Here is a 21893-nt window from a genome sequence, read left to right as displayed (position 1 = left end):
GCTCGCACCGGACCGAAGGGAGCTCGCATGACGTTCAGGATTTCTCGCAGACTTTCCCGGCGGCGTTTTCTCTCCACTGCGGGCGCCGGCGCCATCGGCGCCCTTGCGATGCCGTATCTCAGCCGCGCCGCCGACCGGCCGATCGTGACGTCAGGCGTGCAATCCGGCGACGTCGGCACCGACGGCGGCGTGGTATGGGCGCGCGCCGACCGTCCGTCGCAAATGCTGGTCCAGGTTGCCACGACGGAGTCCTTTACCAACGCACGGACCTTGCCGCCGATCGCAGCGCTGCCCGAAAGTGACTTCACCGCGAAAATGCTGCTGGAGAACCTGCCTGCCGGGCAGGAGATCTTCTACCGCGTCCGGTTTCGCGACCTCGCGCATATCGGCATCGAAAGCGAGCCGGTGGTCGGACGGTTCCGCACTGCACCGGCCGATCGCCGCGACGTCAGTTTCGTCTGGGGCGGCGACGTCGCCGGACAGGGCTGGGGCATCAACCCGGACGATGGCGGCATGTTCACCTTCGCCACCATGCGCAAGCATCGTCCGGATTTCCTGCTGCACTCCGGCGACACCGTCTATGGCGACGGACCGATCAAGAGCGAGGTGACACTTCCCGATGGCAAGATATGGAAAAACTTGACGACCCCGGAGAAGGCAAAAGTCGCCGAAACGCTCGATGAATTCCGCGCCGCGCACAAGTACAATTTCATGGACGCGCATTTGCGCGCCTTCAACGCCGAGGTACCGATCTTCGTGCAGTGGGACGACCACGAAGTCACCAACAACTGGTCGCTGTCGAAGGAATTGCCTGCGGCTTACAAGGAACGCAACATCAGCCTGCTCGCCGCCCGCGCGGCGCGCGCGTTCCACGAAATGTATCCGATGCGCGAGAGCATCACGGAGCCCGGCCGGGTCTATCGCACGCTCAACTACGGCCCGCATCTCGACGTGTTCATGCTGGATGAACGCAGCTATCGCGGCCCCAATGGATCGAACCAGCAAGACACTTACGGACCCGAAAGTTTCTTCCTCGGGCCGGAGCAGATGGCCTGGCTGAAGCGGGGGCTGTTGAATTCGCGCGCCACCTGGAAGGTGATCGCATCCGACATGCCGCTCAGCATCATCGTCTATGACGATGGGCCCAACAGGAAAGGCTCGGAGGCCGTCGCGCAGGGCGACGGGCCGCCGCGCGGCCGCGAGCTGGAGATTGCCGACCTCCTGCGTTTCATCAAGACGTCAGGCGTCGTCAACACCGTGTGGCTGACGGCGGATGTGCACTATGCGGCCGCGCACTACTACAATCCCGACAAGGCGCAGTTTGCGGAGTTCGACCCGTTCTGGGAGTTCGTCGCCGGGCCGCTGCACGCCGGCACGTTCGGTCCGAACGACCTCGACAACACCTTCGGACCCGAACTGAAGTTCATCAAGGCGCCGGGGCCCGGCAACCAGAACCTGCCGCCGTCAGTCGGCATGCAGTTCTTCGGCCACGTCAAAATCGAGGGCGCCAGCGGGCAGATGACGGTGACCCTGCGCGACCGCGCCGACGTGGCGCTGTGGTCGACAACGCTTGACCCCAAACCCGTGTAGCCGCAGCGACGGCCGCATCCACTCAAGACCTGATGCAGCCGCTCCTCAAGAGCGCCTGCAGCGCGTCGGTCGAATAGGGCTTGGGTAGCCGCGGCTTCGCCGCGAATGCCGCCGGCAGTATCGTGTCGGCACCGTAGCGGTGACGAAGGCAAACGGAATCTTGAGCGCCTCCAGCCGTTCGGCCACGGCAAAGCTCTTCTCGCGAATGAGGCTGACGTCGAGCAGCGCGAAATCCGGTGGCCGGTCGGCGATCATCGCGAGCGCTTTGGCCACATTCGCGGCGGTCCGCACCGTCCTCACCCCAAAGCCCAGAACTGTGTCTTCGAAATCGAGCGCAATGATCGGATCGTCTTCAACGATCAACACGTCATTGGGCATGCCGTCACGGGAGGCGGGTTCCATGTCTCTCGCCAGTTCAAGGTTCCGCATTTGATCAGAAGCCCGGGCCGAAGCCCCGGAGGCGCAAGGTCAGCCGTCACCCAGGAAAGCAGCGCCGGTTCCGGAACCGAAACCACCACATGTAAGTTCTACCGTCTGTCCACTAGTGAACACATAACTCGGATTGGATCGATTATTGTGCTCCGGCGGGGAGCGGGAAATCTTCAATGATTGCGAGACCAGAAGGCGCAGCCAGCGGGCGGCCGTTAAACAATTTGCTGCGTCGCCTGAACGAGGCCGATTTTGCGTTGATCGAACCGCATCTTGTCCCGGCCGATGCCGCTCCGAACGACCTGCTCTACAGTCCTGGCGACCATGTCGAGACCGTGCACTTTCCCTGCGGTCCCAGCCTTGTGTCCTACATGGTGACCAACGAAGACGGCCGCGATGTCGAGACCATCCTGATCGGCCGCGAAGGCGCGGTCGGCGGCATCGTCAGCCAGGGCTACCTGCCGGCGTATACCCGTATCACGGTCAAATTCGCCGGGCCGTTCGTCCGGGTTCCGGTCGGCAAGCTCGATGCGGCGAAACTGAAGTCGCGCAGCCTGAACAACATCTTCGCGCGCTATGCCGACTGCATGCTGGCCCAGATCTTCCAGTCCACCGCCTGCAATGCGATCCACTCGATCGAGCAGCGCACGGCGAAATGGATCGTTTCGGCGATGGAGCGCGCCGACGGCGACGAGGTCGTGCCACTGACCCATGAGCAGTTGGCGACCCTGCTCGGGGTCGGCCGCTCCTATACCAGCCGGGTCATTCAGACCTTCAAGGCGGAAGGCACGCTGGAGACCCGGCGCGGCTCGATTCTGATCCGCAACCCGGATGCCCTGCGAAACCGCTCCTGCCAGTGCAATGAGGCGGTCAAGGCCCATTTCGAGGAGGTCTTGCGGGGGGTCTACCCCGACCCCGAAAAGGGCAATTAGGGCCGGCGACCCGCCCAAAATCGACTAACCAAATGCCAAACAAACCATTGTTTTTTGGCGTTTTCTGAATATATTGCGCCGCAACGCATAAGGTACTGCCCGGTCTTTTTGGCCGGGCTTCCTTTTTGGGGGGAAAGCGCCCCCGGAGCATGATCCGGAAAAGTGAGTACCGGTTTTCCCTCGGGACAAACGCGGTACGCGTTGCCGGAGATCATGGTCAAACAAAATAGACGGCGCGGGATGACGATTCGAAGAAGCGTCATCACGCGCCAGTATTCCAGGTTTTAGAGCGCGATCCGGAAAAGTGGGTCCCGGTTTTCCGGTGAGATCGCGCATCCACCATGCACGACCAGAAGAAGAGCCATGAACCTTCGTAACGTCGCCATCATCGCCCACGTCGACCACGGCAAGACCACGCTCGTCGACCGCCTGCTGCAGCAATCCGGCACCTATCGCGAGAACCAGAAGGTGACCGAGCGCGCGATGGACTCCAACGACCTGGAGCGTGAGCGCGGCATCACCATTCTGGCCAAGGCCGCCTCGGTGCAGTGGAAGGACACCCGCATCAACATCGTCGACACCCCCGGCCACGCCGATTTCGGCGGCGAGGTCGAGCGCATCCTCAACATGGTGGACGGCGCGCTGGTGCTGGTCGACGCCGCCGAAGGTCCGCTGCCGCAAACCAAATTCGTCGTCTCCAAGGCGCTCAAGGTCGGCCTGAAGCCGATCGTCGTCATCAACAAGGTGGACCGCCCCGACGCGCGCCCGACCGAAGTCATCAACGAAGTGTTCGACCTGTTCGCGGCGCTCGACGCCAGCGAGGAGCAGCTCGACTTCCCGATTCTGTACGGATCAGCCAAGCAGGGCTGGATGGCCGACAGCCCGGACGGCTCCCAGGAAGCCGGCATGCAGCCGCTGTTCGACCTGATCGTGCGCCACGTCGCGCCGCCGAGCGTCGAGGAAGGCCCGTTCCGGATGATCGGCACCATTCTCGAAGCCAATCCCTATCTCGGCCGCATCATCACCGGCCGCATCACCTCGGGCTCAATCAAGCCGAACCAGCAGGTCAAGGTGCTGGGCGCCGACGGCAAGACCATCGAAACCGGTCGTATCACCAAGATCCTCGCCTTCCGCGGCATCGAGCGCACCCCGCTCGAGGAAGCCGATGCCGGCGACATCGTTGCGATTGCGGGCCTCACCAAGGGCACCGTCGCCGATACGTTCTGCGATCCTTCCGTCGAGACGCCTTTGGTGGCGCAGCCGATCGATCCCCCGACGGTGTCGATGTCGTTCATCGTTAACAACTCGCCGCTCGCCGGCACAGAAGGCGACAAGGTGACCTCGCGCATGATCCGCGACCGCCTGCTGCGCGAAGCCGAAGGCAATGTCGCGCTCCGCGTGGTCGAGGCTTCCGACAAGGATTCGATGGAAGTCTCCGGCCGCGGCGAATTGCAGCTTGCGATCCTGATCGAGACCATGCGTCGCGAGGGTTTTGAACTCTCGGTATCGCGTCCGCGCGTCGTGCTGCAGAAGGACGAGGCGACCGGCCAGTGGCAGGAGCCGATCGAGGAAGTCGTGATCGACGTCGACGAGGAGCATTCCGGCGTCGTCGTGCAGAAGATGAGCGAACGCAAGGCCGAGATGATCGAGATGCGTCCCTCCGGCGGCAACCGCCTGCGGCTGGTGTTCTACGCGCCGACCCGCGGCCTGATCGGCTACCAGGGCGAACTGCTGACCGACACCCGCGGCACCGCGATCATGAACCGCCTGTTCCACGGTTATGCACCCTATAAGGGCGACATCCAGGGCCGCCGCAACGGCGTCTTGATCTCCAACGATCAGGGCGAAGCGGTGGCTTACGCGATGTTCAAGCTGGAAGACCGCGGCCCGATGATGATCGAGCCCGGCTGGAAGGTCTACAAGGGCATGATCGTCGGCGAGCACACCCGCGACAACGACCTCGAGATCAACATCCTCAAGGGCAAGCAGCTCACCAACATCCGCACCACCTCCAAGGACGAAGCCGTCCGCCTGACGCCGCCGATCCGGATGACGCTGGAAAAGGCGCTGGCCTATATCGAGGAAGACGAACTGGTCGAAGTGACCCCGAAGTCGATCCGCCTGCGCAAGAAGTTTTTGGATGCCAACGACCGCAAGCGCGCGGAAAAAGCCAAGGAAGCGGTGGCGTAGGTTTCAGAGCAGGATGACTTTCTTCGAATCGTCATCCCGCTCTATCTCTTTGATTTGCGCATGATCTCCGCGCAAACGCGTTCCGCGTTCGTCGCGAGGGAAGACCGGTACCCACTTTTCCGGATCATGCGCTAGTCCCCTGCGTGTCTGCTCGGATCGGCGCCTTCGTCAACGAGGGCGATGGCCAAGCCGGTATCGGCCAGATCGACGGCCTTGCGCAGCGCGGCGATATGCGGGGCCTGATACGTGTCGGGCTTTCGTTCGACATCCCAATAGGCGGTGTGGGTGAAGAAGTCGGCCCCACCTGCCTTCTTGGTAGAGACCTCGAGATCGATGATATGGCGGCCGAAGATCGGTGACAGCGCGCCGCCGATGGCATCTCCCCAGAAAATTTGAGACCGCGGAAAATAGATGTTGGTCCAACGGGTCAGCCCGAACAAGGCGCCGTTGTGAACCTGCCGCTCCCCTGTTTTGGCGTTTTCGAAGGTTAGCAAGCCGTCATTATCAATCCGCTTCGGCGGGCAGGTCGGGAATTCCCGTTCCCTGACGCGGCGCGCGAAATCGCGCTTGAGACCGGCTTCGACGTCAACCTTGCCGCCAGGTTCGCTGTCCGCCTCAACGTCGGCCTCCGCTTCGTCCTCGATCTCGGAGCGCTCGTTGTCCAGACACATCAGGTAGTAGGCATGCGTCAGCGCGCTTCCGAGCGTGACAAAGTCCGTCACCAGCCAGCTCTTTCGGGGCCGTCCATCGTCTGGCTGGCTTGCTGCGTATTCTATTCTCGCGATTGCTGCCCGTGCCTTGGTCCGCAACACTTTCTTGTCCTCGATCGATGCCGGGTTGTCCTTCGGCTGCCAGTTGGCGCGGTCGATATCGGCAAAGTCCTGGCCAAGCTGCGTAACCGGCGGCAGATCGCCCGAGACCCTGCTGAAATAGGCGCGCAGCATATCGTAGGCGACGACCGTCCCGAGACTATGCGCCACGACGACAATCCGGTCGTACTGGCCATTGTGGAGACGCTCCAGCGTATCCACGGCTTGCTTCCTGATCGCCCGGCGCACCGCCACATTGCCCGGTGAATTGCGGAAGTAGCGCGCGGCATCGCCGAGATACGACTGCAGGAACGCCGCGTTGACGATCAAATAAAGTGCGATCACCGCCGACGCCGCCGCGACGCTCCACGGCGAGTTCATCCCCCATACCCAGCTTTTGATCAGCGTGGAGCAAAATGACGTATCCCAATGCCAGAGCCGGTCGGCGGCTATGTAGATGAGGGACATCACAAACGAAATGACAAGCGCTCGCCAAAACGCGCGCTTGCCCTGTTTTCCCATGATCAGGAGGGTTGCAAGGAACGCGATCAGCGTTGGCAGCCCAACCTGTGTCAGGAGTTCGACGCCGTCGAGACCGTCATCACCGCCAGGCCACCAAATTCCCACAGCGACGTAGATGGCCATGGGCACCAGGCCCCATAGAAGAAAAACCGCAAGAGGCCGGGCGAGCCTGGATGCCCGTTTCCCCCACGACGCGGCCACGGCAAATCCGAGAAACAGGCTCGCGAAGAGCAATAGATATGGCGCAACGAGCATGATTTGCGCGCCGTTCCGCGAAAACAGAAAAATGCCCTGCAACGCCAGCAGTGCAAAGGAGAGATTCATCAGGCACAGGAAAATCGCCGTGGCCCACCAGAGCCCGTTCATCCCGGGCTTCATGATCGGTCCCTTCCGGCAAAGCTCATACAGCCAGAGCAGCACCGCGACGGCCTTGGTCTCGCTCATCAGGTGAGCCCAATACAATTCATGGAAATCGACGCACCGATCCTTGGCGTCTGGCACTTCGCTGGTCGTCATGACGGACAGGTCGATATCGGCGCCATCCCGTTCCGGGTGCGTCCAGATCCGTTTGCCCCTGTCGGCAGGATTGTTGCGGTCGAGCCAGACGCCCCGGATCACCCCGCGCGCGGTTTCCAGCGCCCGCTGGCTGCCGATGCCGTGAACGACGAGTATCGCGGTTCTTTTGTGTCCGGTGGCGGGATCAAATGCGGCCATGGCTGAAATCCCAAAACTGAAAAAACTAGGAGAGGGAATACTTCATTCAACACAACTACAGAACGAGGCGCAAGATGCCTCGTGGCTTCACCGCGTCGCATCATCCCGCGGTTGTGATTGGCGTCTGCATTAAGACCGAGGCACGCGCCTGGTTGCAGCGACGCAACGCGCGGCCGACGGCCGGCTTTTTGCCCACGCGCGATCGTGCTAGAGGCTGGGTCATGATGTCCCTCCCCTCCTCAGTCGACGTCGCCATCATCGGCGCCGGCGCCGCGGGCCTTGGCGCCGCGAATGCACTGAAGAATTCCGGTCTTTCCGTCCTCGTGCTGGAAGCGCGCGACCGCGTCGGCGGCCGGGCGCACACCATCATGGCCTCGCCCGACGTCACTTTCGACGTCGGCTGCGGCTGGCTGCATTCGGCGGACGAAAATACCTTTGTCAAAATCGCCGAACAGCTCGGCTTCGACATCAACAAGTCGCTACCGCCCTGGCGCGAGCGCGCCTATGGCAAGGCGTTTCCGCAGGATGACCGCGACGACTTTATCCGCGCGCTGAACGCGTTCTATGACCGTGCCGAACAGGCTGCGAAACAAGCCGAGCAGAGCGGCCGCGACGGCCCCGCCAATATTTGCCTCGAGCCGGGCAATCGCTGGAACCCGATGATCGATGCGATCTCGACCTACATCAATGGCTGCGAGCTCGATTCCGTCTCCCTACTCGACATGGACGCCTATGAGGACACCGATCTCAACTGGCGCGTCCGTCGCGGTTATGGTGCGCTGATCGCCGCCTATGGCGCGACATGCCCGCTTGCGCTCAATTGCCAGGTAACGCTGATCGATCATTCGGCAAAGCGCGTCCGCATCGAGACCTCGCAGGGCACGCTGACGGCCGACAAGGTCATTATCACCGTGCCGACCAATTTGATCGCCGACGAGGCGATCCGCTTTCACCCGCCCTTGGCCGCCAAGGTCGACGCCGCACGCGGCCTGCCGCTCGGCCTGGCCGACAAGGTGACGCTCGCTTTGGACGAACCGGAGGCACTGCCGCTCGAGGGCAATCTGCGCGCCGCCACCATGCGCACGGCCATGGGCACCTATCACATCCGCCCATTCGGCCAGCCCTGCATCGAGGGTTTTTTCGGCGGCCGTTTTGCGCAATCGCTGGAAGACGCCGGCGAAGGCACCCTTGCCGCGGAGAGTATCAATGAGATCGTCTCAATCCTCGGCAACGATTTTCGCCGCAAGCTGAAGCCGCTGGCGGAATCGCGCTGGGCCCATGATCCCTTTGCGCGCGGGTCGTACTCGCATGCGCTGCCGGGTCATGCGGGGGATCGCGCGGTGCTGGCCGCGCCGGTCGATGGACGATTGTTCTTTGCGGGAGAAGCGACGTCGCCGGGGTTTTTCTCGACCGCGCACGGGGCGAGGGACAGCGGGGAACGGGCGGCGAGAGAAGTGGTGGCATTGACGAAGCGATGATCTTAACCGTCATTGCGAGCGAAGCGAAGCAATCCAGCTATCGGCTTGTTGCACGATGGATTGCTTCGTCGCTTCGCTCCTCGCAATGACGGTGAGATACCGTCGCCCTACTCCATCACCCTTGCCCGCATCTCCGCATCCGGCACAAAACACTCGTCGTACTTCCCGAAAATGCGGTAGCGGTTGCGCGCGACGAGGCTGTAAGCGACATCGCGCAGCGGTTTTGGGACGGCAAACAGCGCGCGAGTCCAGCGCCAGCCGGGCAGTGAGCTTAGCACCGTCAACGCCGCATCGGATTTGAACCAGGCCACCCCGCTATGCACAACGGCGTTGGTATCGGGATCATCGGGATCGATGCCGAACGCCTGCGCCAACCTTGTGCCATAGGGCGACTGGATCGCGGTGAAGCGGAATCTTCGCTCGATGTCGCGAGTCGCGACAAAACGGACCCAGCGCGAGCAGAAGATGCAGACGCCGTCATAGAGGATCACGTCGTCGTCGGGCCAGCTTCCAGTCATCTATTATCCAGGGTCAGCAGCGCCACCAGCATCAGCACGACGGCGGGGCCGGTCTTCACCAGCGCGCCGAGCGGCTCGATCCAGAGGTCCGGCGTCAGTATCGCTGCGCCGAGCATATAGCCGAGCGATACGACGATACCCGCCATCAGACCGAATGCCGCGGTACGGCGGAACGCGATCAGTACGCCGATGCTCATATCCATCAAGCTTGTGCCGATTGTGACCGGAGCGACGAGCCACGGCGGAAAGCCGTGGCTGCTCAGAATTCCGGCCGCGGCGTCATAGGAAATCACCAGCGCAATGAAACCCGAGACGACCCAGAACAGCACGAGGCTCGCGATCATCAGCGCCTTGATCGGAAACAGTCGGGCAAACCATTTGTCCTGAATGGTCGCCGGGCGCTTTCCAGCCGTCTGCTCGATGCGCTTCGGCACGATGCCGGTCGCAGCCATCCAGTCCGCGGGGTCGCCGCTGACGCCGCGGCGCAGCTCCGCGATCGCCGTGGTTCGCATCGGCGGCATCCAGCCGAGCCGGTTGGCGAGATCGCCGAGCCTGGCGCCGAGATCGAGCAGGAACGTCGGCATCGCGATGCGCCACCACCTGCCGGTGCCGAACACCTCGCGAAATTGATCGATCACGTCACCGAGCGTGACCGACTGCTCCTGCATCAGGTCCCATGTCACGGCGTTCGCTTCGCCGGAATCGCGCTCCGCAAGCCAGGCGATGGTGGCGGCAATGTCTTCCATGGCGACCGGCTGGAATGGCGCGGCCCGCTCAGTGGCCGGGAGATCGAGCGGAAACGCCGCCAGCGAGCGCACCATGGCGCTGCCGCCGTAGGCCGCAAGCGCCACCACGAAGCCGGGCCGCAGGATCGTGAACGCAACGCCGGAGTCCGCGATCAGCCGTTCGGCCTCGCGCTTGGTGGTGCTAAACGCGGTGCGGTCGCTCTCGGGCGTGCCGGGAATCGAGATATGCACCAGCCGGATCGCGCGCTCGCTGTCGCCGATCGCCTGCAGCAGCCGCGCGACGAAATCGCAATGCACGGCGGCGGTGTCGCTGCCGGGGCCATCCTGCAGCACACCGAGGCAATTGACGACGACATCGATACCATGATCGCGCAGCAGCCGCGCCAGCGTGGCCACCTTCATCGACATGACGGGCAGTTCGAGATCGAGCGGGCCGCTCTTCTGCGAGCCGGACAATCTTCGGGCGACGCCCACGACTGAAAATCCTCGCCCGCGCAGATCATCGGTCACGAAACGGCCGATCAGGCCGGAGGCGCCGAGCACGAGGATCTTTCGGAGGTCGGCGTTCATGGTTGCCTAGATCGGTTTGGCGATCATCAACCAGAGAATAGCCATGACCGAGCCGAAACCGGGAATCCCGAACAGAAACCAGCGGTGGAAAAGTGCGGTATAACGCGGCGGCAACCCTTGGTTTTGCTCGGCCGCCTTGGCCGCGAGATCGCGCATTTCGATCTGCATGAAGATGACAGGCACCCAGAACAACCCCGCGACCACATAGAGCCCGAGCGAGGCCATCAGCCAGCGCTCGCTCCATGCGGTGGAGGACAGCCACATCAGCACGCCGCCGCTTAACGGCTGCAGCAGCACCGCCGTCAGCGTGAACAGCATGTCGGCGATCACGACGGTTTCGGCCGTACGCGCGATGAAGGCCACGTCCCGGCTGCGATGGGCCATCAGCATGAAGAACGCGATACCGGCGCCCGTGCCGAGAATGACGATCGCGCCAAGCACGTGCAGGTATTTGACGAGGAAATACAGCGTCATCGCTTCTTCGCCGAGGTTGGGAATCGCGCCTTCAAGGCACGATCGAGTTCGGGGCCCGCGAGTTTTACCCCGCCCTCGGTTTCCACCAGCCAGTGCCCCTCGCCGCCATGGGCCGGCAGCACCTGAAAATCGGCCTTGCCGCCGCCGGCGCGAAACGCGTCGAGCAGCTGGTGGGAGAACGCGGGCGAGAAATAGCTGTCATTGGCGGCCACCAGCCAGGTCACTTTTACCCGCGCGGCCTTGCCGAACTCACTCGCCGCGGCCGTCAACGTATGCGGCGCGCAAATCCGGTTGGGAAAATCATTGGCATGCCCGCCACGCCCCGGCGCGAACGCGACGATGGCGGCGACGTCCTTCGGGTCTTCGCTGGCCAGCGCCAGCGCGCCCCAGGCGCCGGCCGAATGGCCGACCACGACCATGCCCTCGGGGCGGATGAAGGATTGCTTGCGCAGAAGGCCGGCGGCAGCGGTGATCTCATCCGCGGTGGCGCGGCCAGATTTGGCGTAATCAGCCTCGTCGCAGCCGCCTTGATCTTCGAGGTATTTTCCGCCCGTCGCACCATGGCCCGGACGCTCGGGGACCAGCACGGCAAAACCGCGCGCCACCAGCCAGGCGGCGAGCGCACGGTATTCGGGCTGCGGCATTTGCGCCCGCCGGATGACGTTCTGGGTAGAGGCATGCGCGATCACGGCAAGCGGAAACGGCCCCTCGCCGGGCGGCCGAAACAACACCGCATGCGCCGCGGTGGCGAGATCCGGAGAAGGCACCAGCCATTGCTGCAGCCGGTGCGGCTCGCCCTCCGCACCTTGCGCGCCAAGGGCGGGCTGCGCGGATGCGGCCTTCACGCCGAGCGAGGCAACAAGAACCAGCGCAATAAGCAGGTTTCGCGGATGCATGAACGGGCCTGTCATAGCCGAGGGCGGGCGTGCTTGCGAAGTCACCAACGGAATACCGTCGGCGAATCACATCCAGGCCATTTTTCCGTGAACGGAATTCGCGGAGACGTTTCGCTGGATGATTTGGACAACCATTTCGCTACGCCTCCATCGGGAAATACCAGTTAAGACAGCGCCGCTGTCCTCTTTCGGCACAGAACCACACATAACTGATGCACAAAATCCACAGGTTAACCGATAATTAACGATGGACCTTGAAGCCGGCGCTCTGACTTGCTTTGATCTGCACATGAGCACAACCCTGATCGAGGTCCGACCGGCTAAGGCTGCAGATGCAGCCGCGGTGGCGTCTACCCATGATGAAGCCTGGCGCTCCGCCTATCAGGGCATCATTCCCGGCGCCGAGCTCGAAAAACTCATTAACCGTCGCGGCCCGCAATGGTGGGATAGCGCGATCCGCAAGGGCAGCCGCGTCAGCGTGCTGGTGTTCGGCGACAAGGTCGCCGGATACGCCAACTACGGCCGCAACCGCGCCCGCAGCCTGCATTTCGAGGGCGAGATTTACGAACTCTATCTGCGGCCGGAATTCCAGGGCCTCGGCTTCGGCCGCCGCCTGTTCACCTCCGCCCGGCGCGATCTGATGCAGAGCGGGCTGAAGAGCATGGTGATCTGGGCGCTTTCCGACAACGACCCGGCGACGGAATTCTACCGCGCGCTCGGCGGCCGCATGGTGGCGCGCTCCTCGGAGAAGTTCGGGCCGAAGTCGCTCGATAAAGTCGCTTTCGCCTGGTCCAACTGAGATTTTCTCTGTGTTTTGAGTATTATCCTTACGGAGAACCTGTGCCGGTTTTCCGAATCAAAGCTGCAATTGAAGGCTTTTCCCTGCTCCGCTGCGGGTCTAAACGGACGCTGACGCGCGCCTGATTTCCAGGCGCGCCCCTAAACGCCAAGCGGAGTTCCTTATGCGCATTGACGCCATCCCGATCGGAGTAAATCCGCCCCACGACGTCAACGTCATCATCGAGGTACCGGTTGGCGGCGAACCGATCAAATACGAGATGGACAAGGAAGCCGGCACGCTGGTGGTCGACCGCTTCCTCTATACGGCGATGCGCTACCCCGGCAATTACGGGTTTATCCCGCATACCCTGTCCGGTGACGGTGATCCCTGCGACGTGCTGGTCGCCAACACCCGCGCGATCGTGCCGGGCGCCGTGATGAGCGTGCGCCCCGTGGGCGTGCTGCTGATGGAAGACGAGGCCGGCGGCGACGAGAAGATCATCGCGGTGCCGTCCTCGAAGCTGACCCAGCGCTACGACAAGGTCAAAACGTACAGCGACCTCCCCGACATCACGCTGCAGCAGATCCAGCACTTCTTCGAGCACTACAAGGATCTCGAACCCGGCAAATGGGTCAAGGTGCTGCGCTGGTGCGGTGCGGAAGACGCCCACCGGCTGATCCTGGAAGGCATCGAGCGGGCGAAGCAGAAGTAGGCGCCTCGCGGCTACCGTCATGGCCTGCGACAAACGCGAAGCGTTTGCGCAAGCGAGCTCGCGACAAAATTGCAAAGCAATTTTGCGCTGAAGCGACGACTTGTCCGCCTTAGCTCAACGAGCAAAGGCGGAAGCAATCCATTTTACCGCTTGTTGCGCCATGGATTGCTTCGCTACGCTCGCCATGACGGGGGACAACATCATGCGCCGGGCACTTCGCGTCATCCGCAACATCCTGCTGCTCGCGATTGTGGCCATTGTCATTGTCGCCGGCGTATTGGCATTCAACACCTTCACACACGGTTCGCGGCAGCTTCAGGTGGCGGCCGTGCCGCGCGCCGAGGTCGACGCACAGGCAGCGGCCAAGCGCCTGGCCGAAGCGATCCGCTTTCGGACGATTTCGAGTTACGAAAAGCCCGACCAGCACGCCGACGCGTTACGCGGCATGCAGGCGCATATCGAAAAGAGCTTTCCGGCCTTTCACGCCGCGGTCAAACGCGAGATCGTCGGTCGCTACAGCCTGCTCTACACTTGGGCAGGCACCGATCCGAGGGCACAGCCGATCGCATTCGTCGCGCATCAGGATGTCGTGCCGGTGGCGCCGGGCACCGAAAAGGACTGGCAACAGCCGCCCTATGACGGCGTGATATCAGACGGCTTCATCTGGGGCCGCGGCTCCTGGGACGACAAGGGCAACCTCTATTCCATGCTGGAGGCTGCCGAAGCCATGACGAAGGCCGGCTTCCGCCCCAAGCGCACGATCTATTTTGCGTTTGGTCACGACGAGGAGACCGCGGGCACCGCCGGGGCCAAATCGATCGCAGCGCTGCTCGCCTCGCGCGGCATCCGCCTCGACTTCGTGATCGACGAGGGCCTGTTGATCACCGAAGGCATCATGAAGGGCCTGGACAAGCCCGCCGCGCTGATCGGCGTTGCCGAGAAGGGCTATGCCACGCTGGTCTTGAACGCGCAGGCTGTGCCCGGTCATTCCTCGATGCCGCCGCGCGATACTGCGATCGGCATGATGAGCGCGGCGCTGGCGCGGCTGGAGGATCACCGCTTGCCGATGCAGGTCCGCTCTACCGTCGCGGAGATGTTCGACACGCTGGCACCTGAGATGTCGGGCTTCAACCGCGTGGTGCTGTCGAACCTCTGGCTGTTCAAGCCGCTATTGCTGCGCGAATTCGCAAAGAGCGGGCCGGCCGAAGCGATGGTACGCACCACCACGGCGCTGACGATCTTCAACGCCGGCGACAAGGATAACGTGCTGCCCGGCAATGCCGAAGCGACGGTCAATTTCCGCCTGATTCCCGGCGACACGCAGGAGAGTGTGATCGATCACGTGCGCAGCACGATCACCAACGAGCGCATTTCCATCAAGCCGTTTCCCGGCAACACCGACCCGCCGCCGGTGACGGCGACCGCAAGTCCGTCGTTCCAGATGCTCAACCGCACCATCCGGGAAATCTATCCGGACGTGATCGTCGCGCCCGGCCTGATGGTGGCCGCCACCGACTCGCGCCACTACACAGGAATCACCGACAGGATTTTCCGCTTCTCGCCGGTGCGCGCCAATTCAGAAGATCTGAAGCGTTTTCACGGCACCAATGAGCGCCTTCCCGTCGAAGGCTATGCCGACATGATCCGGTTTTATCGGCGGCTGATCGCGAACGCGGCGGGGTGAGATGTCAGCGCTCCCTCGCCCCGCTTTTCGCGGGAAGAGGGTTGGGGTGAGGGGTCCATCCGCGATTCCAGTCGACGAGATGAATGTGCGGTGAGAGCCCCTCACCCCGACCCTCTCCCCGTGAAGAACGGAGAGAGGGAGAAGAGCCTCACACCGCAGGCTTCGGCAGCCCATGAATCGCGCACGCCGCGCGCAGCGTGTTGACCAGCAGGCACGCCACCGTCATCTGCCCGACGCCGCCGGGCACCGGTGTGATGGCGCCTGCGACCTCGGCGACTTCCTTGAACGCGACGTCGCCGACCAGCCGGGTCTTGCCATCAGGCAATGGCGTGCGATTGATGCCGACATCGATCACGGTGGCACCCGGCTTGATCCAGCCGGCGCGCACCATCTCCGGCTTGCCGACGGCGGCATAGACCAGATCGGCGCGGGCGCAGAGTTGCGGCAGATCCCTGGAGCGCGAATGCGCGATCGTCACAGTCGCATTTTCGTTGAGCAGCAATTGCACCAGCGGGCGGCCGACCAGGTTGGAGCGGCCGATCACGATCGCATTCATGCCCTCCAGCGAGGCATGCACGCTCTTGGTCAAAATGATGCAGCCCAGCGGCGTGCAGGGCGACAGCGCGGCAAAGCCGCCGGCCAGCCGGCCGGCATTGTTCGGATGCAATCCGTCGACATCCTTGGCCGGGTCGATCGCGTTGATGACCGTTTCGGTGTGGATCGATTTCGGCAGCGGCAATTGCACGAGAATGCCGTGCACCGCGGGATCGCCGTTGAGCTTTGCGATCAGCGCCAGCAGATCGGCCTGCGCGACATCGGCCGGCAGCTTGTGCTCGAACGAGGCCATGCCCGCGGCCTGGGTCTGCGTATGCTTGCTGCGGACATAGACCTCGCTGGCGGGGTCGTTGCCGACCAGCACCACCGCAAGGCCCGGCGTTATCTGATGCTCGCGCTTGACCTTTGCCACCTCGTCGGCGACGCGGGCGCGAAGCTCCGCTGCAATGACTTTTCCGTCGATAATACGTGCGGTCATCTCAGTCCTTCGTCTTTTCCGCTTTGGCGACGGTCGCCTTCCGAAGCGTTTCGCCAAGAACTTTCGGATCGCCGTCGACGGCGACCTGCTTCAGCCGCGACGTGACGCCTGACAGGATCTTTACTTTCGCTTTCGGGACGCCAAGCGCCTTAGCCAGCAATTCGGTCACCGCGCGATTGGCCTCGCCGCCCTCCGCGATGGCACGGACGCGAATCTTGACGACCGATCGGCCGTTGGCGAGCGTTTCAATGCCGTCGATGTCGTCGCGGCCGCCGCGCGGGGTCACCCGCAACGCGACACTGATGCCTTCGGTGGAATAGCGCCAGGGATCCATCAGGCTCCATCCGCTACCAGCGCCGGCGATCAGATGACGTTGGGATAGATGTAATAAAGGATCACCCGCTGGATGAACATGATGAGCAGGATCAGGATGATCGGCGAGATATCGAGCCCGCCCAGATTGGGCATGAACCGGCGGATCGGCGCCAGCGCCGGCTCCGTGATCCGGTAGAGGAACTCGGCCACCGCCGCGACGAACTGGTTGCGCGTGTTCACGACATTGAAGGCGATCAGCCACGACAGGATGGCGGAGGCGATCAAAAGCCAGACGTAGAGGTCAAGGACGATGATGACAATGTCGAGGATAGCGCGCATGTGGCGGGGGCTCGCGAGGAGAGGTATCAGCTAGATATCGGTTCATCCCCCCGCAAACAAGGGAAGTTCCCGGCAAAATGACGCCAAAATCGGCCGTTTCAAGTTTCTTGCACCGTTCTTGACTTGGCCTTGGGCCGGACTGTAAATGGCGCCGATTGTCGGTCGCTTCGGGTCATCCCGAGACGGCCGCGACGGGGCCATAGCTCAGCTGGGAGAGCGCGTCGTTCGCAATGACGAGGTCGGCGGTTCGATCCCGCCTGGCTCCACCACGCTTCGCCCTTCGGGCTACGCGTGGCGCAGCCGCGCAAGAACCTGAAGAGCGAAGCGTGCCCGGCGAAGCCCAACGGGCGAAGACGGGCTGGTAGCCCCCGCTCACTTCCCCGTAAACCGCGGCGGCCGCTTCTCCACAAAGCTCGCCACCCCCTCCCGGAAATCGCTCCCCTTCAGCGCGATCTGCATTTCGCGGTTGGCGTCGATGGTGGCTTCCGCCAGCGTCTGGAACGGCACGTCGTAGAGCTGGCGCTTGATCACCGAAATCGCGCTCGGCGAGACGAAATCGGCCAGATCGCGCGCATAGGCATAGGTCTGTTCGCGCAACTGGTCCGGCGGGTAGAGGCGGTTGACCAGCCCGATCCGCAGCGCTTCCTCGCTTGATACTCGCCGCGCGGACATCAGGAGATCGAGGGCGTTGGCGTGGCCGACGATGCGCGGCAGCATCCAGCTGATGCCGTGCTCGGCAATCAGCCCGCGGCGCGCAAACGAGGTGGTGAAGACGGTGTTGTCGGCGGCAAAACGCAGGTCGCAATAAAGCGCGTGGACGAGGCCAATGCCGGCGGTGGCGCCATTCAGCATGCCGATCACGGGTTTTGGGATCGCCGGATAATAGGCATAGCGCGTCTGCCAGTCCGCCCGACGGTTCATGTCGAACGGCGGCGTGCTTTCGCCGCGCCTGATCTCACTGGGATCGATGGCCTGCAAGGCCTCCATATCGGCGCCAGCGCAGAACGCCCGACCGGCGCCGGTGAGCACGATAACGCGGACGCTGTCATCACCGGCCGCCGCCGCCATCGCGTGGCGCACATCTCGCTCCATGGTCGCGGTCCACGCATTCATGCGGTCGGGGCGGTTGAGCGTGATGGTCGCGATCTTGTCGCTCACTTCATAGAGAATATGCTGATAGGTCACGGCGATCTCTCCCTGTCGTTTCTGTTATTGACGTTTCGCGCGCGAGCCTTTCGGCCGCGCCAGATAATCCAAAGTTTCCGGCCGCTCCTCGAGCCATCCGGCCCAGCGGTGGAATACTTTTTCCATCCGCGCCGGTTCGACGCCGAGTTGTGCCATCGCGACCCCGCCGTTGACGGATTCGCGATATTCCGCGATCAGCCCGTCGCGCACGAGAAAGCGGCTCATGCCGGCCCTTGAACTGCGGAATCGTCGACGTAAAACTTGACAGCGACCAGGCATAGCCCTGACGCCCATCGAATACGGGATCGAACATTTCCCAGCGATAATCGGTGGCGTCGCGGTGAAACAGGTTCGCCATCATGTGCGCGATGTCGGCGCGACCTCGGTGCGGGCCGTAGATGTAGTCGTGATAGACGGCGTCTTCGGTGAAATGGTTGGCGAAGCGCACGCCATCGCCTGACTCCGCCGACAGCGTGAAATCACTGAGGAGCCGCGCGAACGCGTCGCCGGTCATGTCGCCTCCCATTCGCCTGCCGGTATCCGCAGGCTTCAGGCAGCGACACTATCACATCCCTGAATTTTGAAAGACGTTCGGACGCGCGCGAAAAATTCCGCGTGGCGGCTATTCGGCGGCGTCCAGCATGATTGCGCGCGGCGCGCATGCGATCCAGCCCGCAATGAAATTCTTCAACCACGCCCGTTCGATCAGATCGTGTACGGCGCGGCCTTCGAAGTGAAGGTGACGCGGCTGCGCGCCCGGCTGCTCCATGCGGACGCACCCGCGCGTGGTCCAGCGATGCATCATGGCGTAGGTCACGTCAGGATGAAACTGGAAGCCGAACGCATGACCGTGCTGATAGGCCTGCACCGGAAAGTCGTCGCCTTCGGCAAGCAGTTTTGCGCCGCGCGGCAGCTGAAATCCCTCGCCGTGCCAGTGGTAGACGTGCACTGGCCAGTCCGGGCACAGCGCGTGACCGGCCTCGGTCGGACGGATCGGATAGTAGCCGACCTCGACCCGGCCGTCATGATGCGGCGCGACCTGCGCGCCCAATTGTTTGGCAAGCATCTGCGCACCCAGGCAGATGCCGAGAAACGGCCGCTGCTCACGCAGGGGAACTTCGATCCAGTCGATCTCGCGGCGAACATAGTCATCGGAATCGTTGGCGCTCATCGGGCCGCCAAAGATCACCGCGCCGGCATGCTGCTCCAGTGTTTCCGGCAGCGGATCGCCGAACCGCGGACGGCGGATGTCGAGGCGGTAGCCGAGCGCCCGCAGCGCATTTCCGACCCGACCCGGCGTCGACGTCTCCTGGTGGAGAACGATCAGAACGGGCAAGAGGGGCGCCGGGCGCAGTGCAACCAGCGTCCGTTGGCCGGGAAAGGGCACGATGGTGTCGCCAATTTTTCTCGACCGGAACGACATCGAAATTGCCCCAGGGCAGCTCAAACCGAAACGATACCTAAGTGAGTCTTAATTTCGCGTGAGTTCGCTCACACTCAAGCGATTCCAAGCAAGTCGCGGGCCAGACGTGGCCGCCGGCAAGTGATACCGCGATGGGTAGGTTTTCGGCAGGAAAGCAGCGCTTTCTCAGCGCTGACGAAGCTGGAGCCGGCCGACAGCTCCCAGAATGAACCCGCGCGGGAAGAACCGGAGCAGGAATGGGACAATCTTGATGCCGATGCCTGGCATCACTGCCCGCTTGTTCGCCATCAACCCGCGATAGGCCTGCTGGGCGACGGCGGCGGGTAAAACCTTGAGAACGGCCGAATCGAAACCAGGCCTGAACCCGGCGCGCGCCTGGAACTCCGACGGCACCGGACCGGGACAAAGCACCGTCACGCGCACGCCATGCGGCGCCAGTTCGGCCCGCATCGCCTCCGTGAATGACAGCACATAGGCCTTGGTGGCGTAATAAACCGCCATTCCCGGGCCCGGCATAAAGCCGGCAATCGAGCCGACATTGAGCAAGCCACCGCGGTTGCGGATCAGTTGGTCGGAGAACCGCAGCGACAGATCGGTCAAGGCGCGGATGTTGACCGCGATCATGTCGAGCTGATCGGAGCGATCGCGCTGGACCGCTCTGCCGAACAGGCCGAAGCCGGCATTGTTGACGACATACTCCACTTCCAGGTCGGCCGCAGCCAGTGCTTCGGCAATCCTGTCGCCGGAATCGGGCTGCACGAGGTCGCAGGGAATGACGATCGGAGCCGCGCCGCCCGCAGCCGTGATTTCAGCCGCCAGCGCTTCCAGGCGATCGGCGCGGCGCGCCACCAGCGCCAGACGATGGCCGCGGGATGCAAAAACGCGCGCCAGTTCGGTGCCTATTCCCGCCGATGCACCGGTAATGAGCGTCACACGTTCGGTCACGATTGAATGCTCTTAAATAAATTACAGATAGCCGCCAGCGCCGGAACGAGAGCATAGGCCCGATGTGTGACGCAAGCCACGTGCATGGCATATGCCCATGCACAGTTACACTCCCCGGCAATCGAAGTTCAATATTTTCAGGCCTATCGCGCTTGTTCGCGGCCGATAGCGCGGCACATTAAAGTTTCGTCATCTGCCGTGAACACAATTCGAGGGTGTAACGGCGCCGCGGTCAAGTCGCAGCGTCGGCCGTTTTCGCGAGGTCCCCGGACGAGGCCGGTTGCCGCTGCTCCGCCACCTTGTGCTTGAGATCGATCCGGTCGCGTGAGGAAATACCGAGCAGATCAGCCGCACGCCAAACGACGTTATCCTCGAACTCGCTGACCTGTCCGTCCGCATATACCAGTTCCCACATCATCTCGATGATGCGGAGCCGGCCCTCCTCATTGACCGAACGCATGATGACGCTGGTGAAATGATAGAGATCTACCGCCTCGCCTTCGGCCCGCGTCGCCTGCGCGATCAAATGATCCGCCGTACCGGGATCGAGCTTGAAGCGGCTTTCGATCAGACTGTGCAATTTGCGTTGCTCGATCGCGCTCGGCTCGCCATCGAGCGAAACGACGTGAACCAGCAGCGCCGTCGCCGCCAGAAGGTACCCGGTATCGTCGAACGCGAAATCCGAATCCGCACTCGGCGTAACGATGTCGGCAATGAATTGGCGCAGTCCGTCGAGCATCAATCGACCTGCAGAAATCGAGAAAGCTGTTCAACGAATATGGGTCGAGGATTTGGCCTTCGCAAGAAATGAGATGCCTGCCTGACCGTGCAAGCAGATTAAATCGACGCCACGTTGAATGGACGGCATCATTTGCGCGCCCTCCCGGCTGTGGCCGCGACGGCCGCAGCGATCTGCCGAGCCTTGGCCTGCTGTTGAGTCGGAGCCCGCGGGCATGGGTTCAACGCGCGAAACCTCGCAGCCTGCGGGAGGACGCGGCCTATCGGCCAAAAGCTGCACTGCGCGATTCGCCGCAGGACGCCGGGTCGATTTCTAATTGCAAGTCATTCGCATTTGCATTAGGGGTGAACTCATTGTTTCACCAGCGATTTCTCTCAAAGGAAACGAACATGACCTCCTTTCGCTTCGTACTCGGTGCGGCCGTTGTGTTGGGAGTAGCTTCGGGAGCTGCGCTGGCGGCGGGCGATCTGTCGCGGCAGACGCCGATCGAGATGACGGTCGATCTCGGCTCGCCCGGCAAACACGAATTCGCGCCAAAGCAGCTCAAGTTTGAAACCGGCAAGCTCTATAAACTGATCCTGCGCAACACGAGCAGCGATCCACATTACTTCACCTCGCATGCGTTCTCGCAGATGGTGTTCACGCGCAAGGTGCAGGTGACGCAGCAACAGAACGGCAAGGCCGTGACGCTTGCGGAATTCAAGGGCGCAATCCGCGAGATCGAAGTCTATCCGGGGCAATCCGCCGAATGGTGGCTGGTGCCGGTCGCGGCCGGCCGCGCCAGCGACCTGCGCTGCGACATCAAGACCAGCGATGGCAAGACCCACGCCGAACTCGGCATGACCGGCGAGATCGTGATCGAATAACCA

The 21893-nt window shown here is 62.8% G+C and carries 21 protein-coding genes, 1 tRNA gene and 1 pseudogene; 9 read left to right on the top strand and 14 right to left on the bottom strand.

Annotation, left to right across the window (positions count from 1 at the left end):
• The first annotated feature begins 27 nt into the window (after positions 1-27).
• Positions 28-1590, top strand: coding sequence for an alkaline phosphatase D family protein (locus tag ACPPVP_RS01805; RefSeq protein ID WP_426530736.1), 1563 nt, complete (start codon positions 28-30; stop codon positions 1588-1590).
• 22 nt (positions 1591-1612) lie between these two features.
• Here ACPPVP_RS01805 and ACPPVP_RS01800 read toward each other — a convergent pair.
• A pseudogene (locus tag ACPPVP_RS01800) lies at positions 1613-1992 on the bottom strand (response regulator).
• A gap of 203 nt (positions 1993-2195) precedes the next feature.
• Here ACPPVP_RS01800 and ACPPVP_RS01795 point away from each other — a divergent pair.
• Together ACPPVP_RS01795 and typA are read left to right on the top strand one after the other, a co-directional pair.
• Positions 2196-2951, top strand: a complete 756-nt coding sequence (locus tag ACPPVP_RS01795) for a Crp/Fnr family transcriptional regulator (protein WP_426530734.1) — start codon at positions 2196-2198, stop codon at positions 2949-2951.
• A gap of 363 nt (positions 2952-3314) precedes the next feature.
• A complete protein-coding gene (gene typA, locus ACPPVP_RS01790; RefSeq protein ID WP_426530732.1) occupies positions 3315-5141 on the top strand; it encodes a translational GTPase TypA in 1827 nt (608 codons plus the stop codon).
• A gap of 131 nt (positions 5142-5272) precedes the next feature.
• Here typA and ACPPVP_RS01785 read toward each other — a convergent pair whose 3' ends face one another.
• The gene (locus ACPPVP_RS01785) at positions 5273-7186 is read right to left on the bottom strand and encodes a hypothetical protein (RefSeq protein WP_426530730.1); all 1914 of its coding nucleotides are present in this window, start codon (positions 7184-7186) and stop codon (positions 5273-5275) included.
• Positions 7187-7407: 221 nt separating this feature from the next.
• On the opposite strand from ACPPVP_RS01785, the gene ACPPVP_RS01780 reads away from it, so the two are divergent.
• Entirely contained in the window at positions 7408-8664 is a 1257-nt protein-coding gene (locus ACPPVP_RS01780; protein WP_426530728.1) for a flavin monoamine oxidase family protein, read from the top strand.
• 107 nt (positions 8665-8771) lie between these two features.
• On the opposite strand, the gene ACPPVP_RS01775 is transcribed toward ACPPVP_RS01780, so the two are convergent.
• The 4 genes from ACPPVP_RS01775 to ACPPVP_RS01760 are packed head-to-tail and all read right to left on the bottom strand — an operon-like array spanning position 8772 to position 11868.
• Positions 8772-9182, bottom strand: a complete 411-nt coding sequence (locus ACPPVP_RS01775; protein WP_426530726.1) for a thiol-disulfide oxidoreductase DCC family protein — start codon at positions 9180-9182, stop codon at positions 8772-8774.
• Positions 9179-10498 carry an SDR family oxidoreductase gene (locus ACPPVP_RS01770; RefSeq protein ID WP_426530724.1) on the bottom strand — a complete coding sequence of 440 codons (1320 nt, stop codon included), beginning with the start codon at positions 10496-10498 and terminating at the stop codon, positions 9179-9181. The genes ACPPVP_RS01775 and ACPPVP_RS01770 overlap by 4 nt, the downstream gene beginning before the upstream one ends.
• 6 nt (positions 10499-10504) lie before the next feature.
• On the bottom strand, positions 10505-10972 hold the full coding sequence (locus tag ACPPVP_RS01765) for a DUF2269 family protein (RefSeq protein ID WP_426530721.1): 468 nt from the start codon (positions 10970-10972) through the stop codon (positions 10505-10507).
• On the bottom strand, positions 10969-11868 hold the full coding sequence (locus ACPPVP_RS01760; protein WP_426530719.1) for an alpha/beta hydrolase family protein: 900 nt from the start codon (positions 11866-11868) through the stop codon (positions 10969-10971). Before ACPPVP_RS01760 ends, ACPPVP_RS01765 begins: the two co-directional genes overlap by 4 nt.
• A 289-nt stretch (positions 11869-12157) precedes the next feature.
• Here ACPPVP_RS01760 and ACPPVP_RS01755 point away from each other — a divergent pair, with 289 nt between their 5' ends.
• The 3 genes from ACPPVP_RS01755 (at position 12158) to ACPPVP_RS01745 (ending at position 15045) form a co-directional block, all read left to right on the top strand.
• The gene (locus ACPPVP_RS01755; protein WP_300944878.1) at positions 12158-12667 is read left to right on the top strand and encodes a GNAT family N-acetyltransferase; all 510 of its coding nucleotides are present in this window, start codon (positions 12158-12160) and stop codon (positions 12665-12667) included.
• 163 nt (positions 12668-12830) lie between these two features.
• Entirely contained in the window at positions 12831-13361 is a 531-nt protein-coding gene (gene ppa / locus ACPPVP_RS01750) for an inorganic diphosphatase (RefSeq protein WP_426530717.1), read from the top strand.
• A 202-nt stretch (positions 13362-13563) separates the two neighbouring features.
• On the top strand, positions 13564-15045 hold the full coding sequence (locus ACPPVP_RS01745) for a M20 family peptidase (protein ID WP_426530715.1): 1482 nt from the start codon (positions 13564-13566) through the stop codon (positions 15043-15045).
• A 148-nt stretch (positions 15046-15193) separates the two neighbouring features.
• Here the strand turns inward: ACPPVP_RS01745 and folD are convergent, their stop codons facing one another.
• Genes folD through ACPPVP_RS01730 form a run of 3 tightly spaced genes read right to left on the bottom strand, consistent with a single transcriptional unit; the run spans position 15194 to position 16732 of the window.
• Positions 15194-16078: a bifunctional methylenetetrahydrofolate dehydrogenase/methenyltetrahydrofolate cyclohydrolase FolD gene (gene folD, locus ACPPVP_RS01740; protein ID WP_426530713.1), complete on the bottom strand. Its 885-nt coding sequence runs from the start codon at positions 16076-16078 to the stop codon at positions 15194-15196.
• 1 nt (position 16079) lies between these two features.
• Positions 16080-16412: a DUF167 domain-containing protein gene (locus ACPPVP_RS01735; RefSeq protein ID WP_426530711.1), complete on the bottom strand. Its 333-nt coding sequence runs from the start codon at positions 16410-16412 to the stop codon at positions 16080-16082.
• 29 nt (positions 16413-16441) lie between these two features.
• Positions 16442-16732 carry a YggT family protein gene (locus ACPPVP_RS01730; RefSeq protein WP_426530709.1) on the bottom strand — a complete coding sequence of 97 codons (291 nt, stop codon included), beginning with the start codon at positions 16730-16732 and terminating at the stop codon, positions 16442-16444.
• 193 nt (positions 16733-16925) lie between these two features.
• Here ACPPVP_RS01730 and ACPPVP_RS01725 point away from each other — a divergent pair.
• Positions 16926-17001: transfer RNA gene (locus ACPPVP_RS01725), tRNA-Ala, on the top strand.
• A gap of 103 nt (positions 17002-17104) precedes the next feature.
• Here ACPPVP_RS01725 and ACPPVP_RS01720 read toward each other — a convergent pair.
• The 5 genes from ACPPVP_RS01720 to ACPPVP_RS01700 all read right to left on the bottom strand — a co-directional run bounded on the left by ACPPVP_RS01720 (position 17105) and on the right by ACPPVP_RS01700 (position 21024).
• A complete protein-coding gene (locus ACPPVP_RS01720) occupies positions 17105-17917 on the bottom strand; it encodes an enoyl-CoA hydratase (protein ID WP_426530707.1) in 813 nt (270 codons plus the stop codon).
• Positions 17892-18431 (bottom strand): nuclear transport factor 2 family protein, encoded by a 540-nt coding sequence (locus ACPPVP_RS01715; protein WP_426530705.1) that lies wholly within the window; start codon positions 18429-18431, stop codon positions 17892-17894. Before ACPPVP_RS01715 ends, ACPPVP_RS01720 begins: the two co-directional genes overlap by 26 nt.
• 108 nt (positions 18432-18539) lie before the next feature.
• The gene (locus tag ACPPVP_RS01710; protein WP_426530703.1) at positions 18540-19340 is read right to left on the bottom strand and encodes a glutamine amidotransferase; all 801 of its coding nucleotides are present in this window, start codon (positions 19338-19340) and stop codon (positions 18540-18542) included.
• A gap of 165 nt (positions 19341-19505) precedes the next feature.
• Entirely contained in the window at positions 19506-20285 is a 780-nt protein-coding gene (locus ACPPVP_RS01705) for an SDR family NAD(P)-dependent oxidoreductase (protein WP_426530701.1), read from the bottom strand.
• A 232-nt stretch (positions 20286-20517) separates the two neighbouring features.
• Positions 20518-21024 carry a TerB family tellurite resistance protein gene (locus ACPPVP_RS01700; RefSeq protein ID WP_426530699.1) on the bottom strand — a complete coding sequence of 169 codons (507 nt, stop codon included), beginning with the start codon at positions 21022-21024 and terminating at the stop codon, positions 20518-20520.
• A gap of 389 nt (positions 21025-21413) precedes the next feature.
• Between ACPPVP_RS01700 and ACPPVP_RS01695 the strand changes: the two genes are divergently transcribed.
• Positions 21414-21890 (top strand): hypothetical protein, encoded by a 477-nt coding sequence (locus ACPPVP_RS01695; RefSeq protein ID WP_426530697.1) that lies wholly within the window; start codon positions 21414-21416, stop codon positions 21888-21890.
• Positions 21891-21893 lie beyond the last annotated feature (3 nt).

It is taken from the genome of Bradyrhizobium sp. McL0615 (genome assembly GCF_049993905.1).
Classification (GTDB): domain Bacteria; phylum Pseudomonadota; class Alphaproteobacteria; order Rhizobiales; family Xanthobacteraceae; genus Bradyrhizobium.
The sequence above is the reverse complement of the archived record's forward strand: the minus strand, read 5'-3'. Positions and strand labels throughout refer to the sequence as shown.

What these genes read in the sequence shown, in the direction of transcription:
- ACPPVP_RS01805 (WP_426530736.1), top strand. Translation starts at nt 28, where the DNA reads ATGACGTTCAGGATTTCTCGCAGACTTTCCCGGCGGCGTTTTCTCTCC.
- ACPPVP_RS01795 (WP_426530734.1), top strand. Translation starts at nt 2,196, where the DNA reads ATGATTGCGAGACCAGAAGGCGCAGCCAGCGGGCGGCCGTTAAACAAT.
- typA (WP_426530732.1), top strand. Translation starts at nt 3,315, where the DNA reads ATGAACCTTCGTAACGTCGCCATCATCGCCCACGTCGACCACGGCAAG.
- ACPPVP_RS01785 (WP_426530730.1), bottom strand. Translation starts at nt 7,186, where the DNA reads ATGGCCGCATTTGATCCCGCCACCGGACACAAAAGAACCGCGATACTC.
- ACPPVP_RS01780 (WP_426530728.1), top strand. Translation starts at nt 7,408, where the DNA reads ATGATGTCCCTCCCCTCCTCAGTCGACGTCGCCATCATCGGCGCCGGC.
- ACPPVP_RS01775 (WP_426530726.1), bottom strand. Translation starts at nt 9,182, where the DNA reads ATGACTGGAAGCTGGCCCGACGACGACGTGATCCTCTATGACGGCGTC.
- ACPPVP_RS01770 (WP_426530724.1), bottom strand. Translation starts at nt 10,498, where the DNA reads ATGAACGCCGACCTCCGAAAGATCCTCGTGCTCGGCGCCTCCGGCCTG.
- ACPPVP_RS01765 (WP_426530721.1), bottom strand. Translation starts at nt 10,972, where the DNA reads ATGACGCTGTATTTCCTCGTCAAATACCTGCACGTGCTTGGCGCGATC.
- ACPPVP_RS01760 (WP_426530719.1), bottom strand. Translation starts at nt 11,868, where the DNA reads ATGCATCCGCGAAACCTGCTTATTGCGCTGGTTCTTGTTGCCTCGCTC.
- ACPPVP_RS01755 (WP_300944878.1), top strand. Translation starts at nt 12,158, where the DNA reads ATGAGCACAACCCTGATCGAGGTCCGACCGGCTAAGGCTGCAGATGCA.
- ppa (WP_426530717.1), top strand. Translation starts at nt 12,831, where the DNA reads ATGCGCATTGACGCCATCCCGATCGGAGTAAATCCGCCCCACGACGTC.
- ACPPVP_RS01745 (WP_426530715.1), top strand. Translation starts at nt 13,564, where the DNA reads ATGCGCCGGGCACTTCGCGTCATCCGCAACATCCTGCTGCTCGCGATT.
- folD (WP_426530713.1), bottom strand. Translation starts at nt 16,078, where the DNA reads ATGACCGCACGTATTATCGACGGAAAAGTCATTGCAGCGGAGCTTCGC.
- ACPPVP_RS01735 (WP_426530711.1), bottom strand. Translation starts at nt 16,412, where the DNA reads ATGGATCCCTGGCGCTATTCCACCGAAGGCATCAGTGTCGCGTTGCGG.
- ACPPVP_RS01730 (WP_426530709.1), bottom strand. Translation starts at nt 16,732, where the DNA reads ATGCGCGCTATCCTCGACATTGTCATCATCGTCCTTGACCTCTACGTC.
- ACPPVP_RS01715 (WP_426530705.1), bottom strand. Translation starts at nt 18,431, where the DNA reads ATGACCGGCGACGCGTTCGCGCGGCTCCTCAGTGATTTCACGCTGTCG.
- ACPPVP_RS01710 (WP_426530703.1), bottom strand. Translation starts at nt 19,340, where the DNA reads ATGTCGTTCCGGTCGAGAAAAATTGGCGACACCATCGTGCCCTTTCCC.
- ACPPVP_RS01700 (WP_426530699.1), bottom strand. Translation starts at nt 21,024, where the DNA reads ATGCTCGACGGACTGCGCCAATTCATTGCCGACATCGTTACGCCGAGT.
- ACPPVP_RS01695 (WP_426530697.1), top strand. Translation starts at nt 21,414, where the DNA reads ATGACCTCCTTTCGCTTCGTACTCGGTGCGGCCGTTGTGTTGGGAGTA.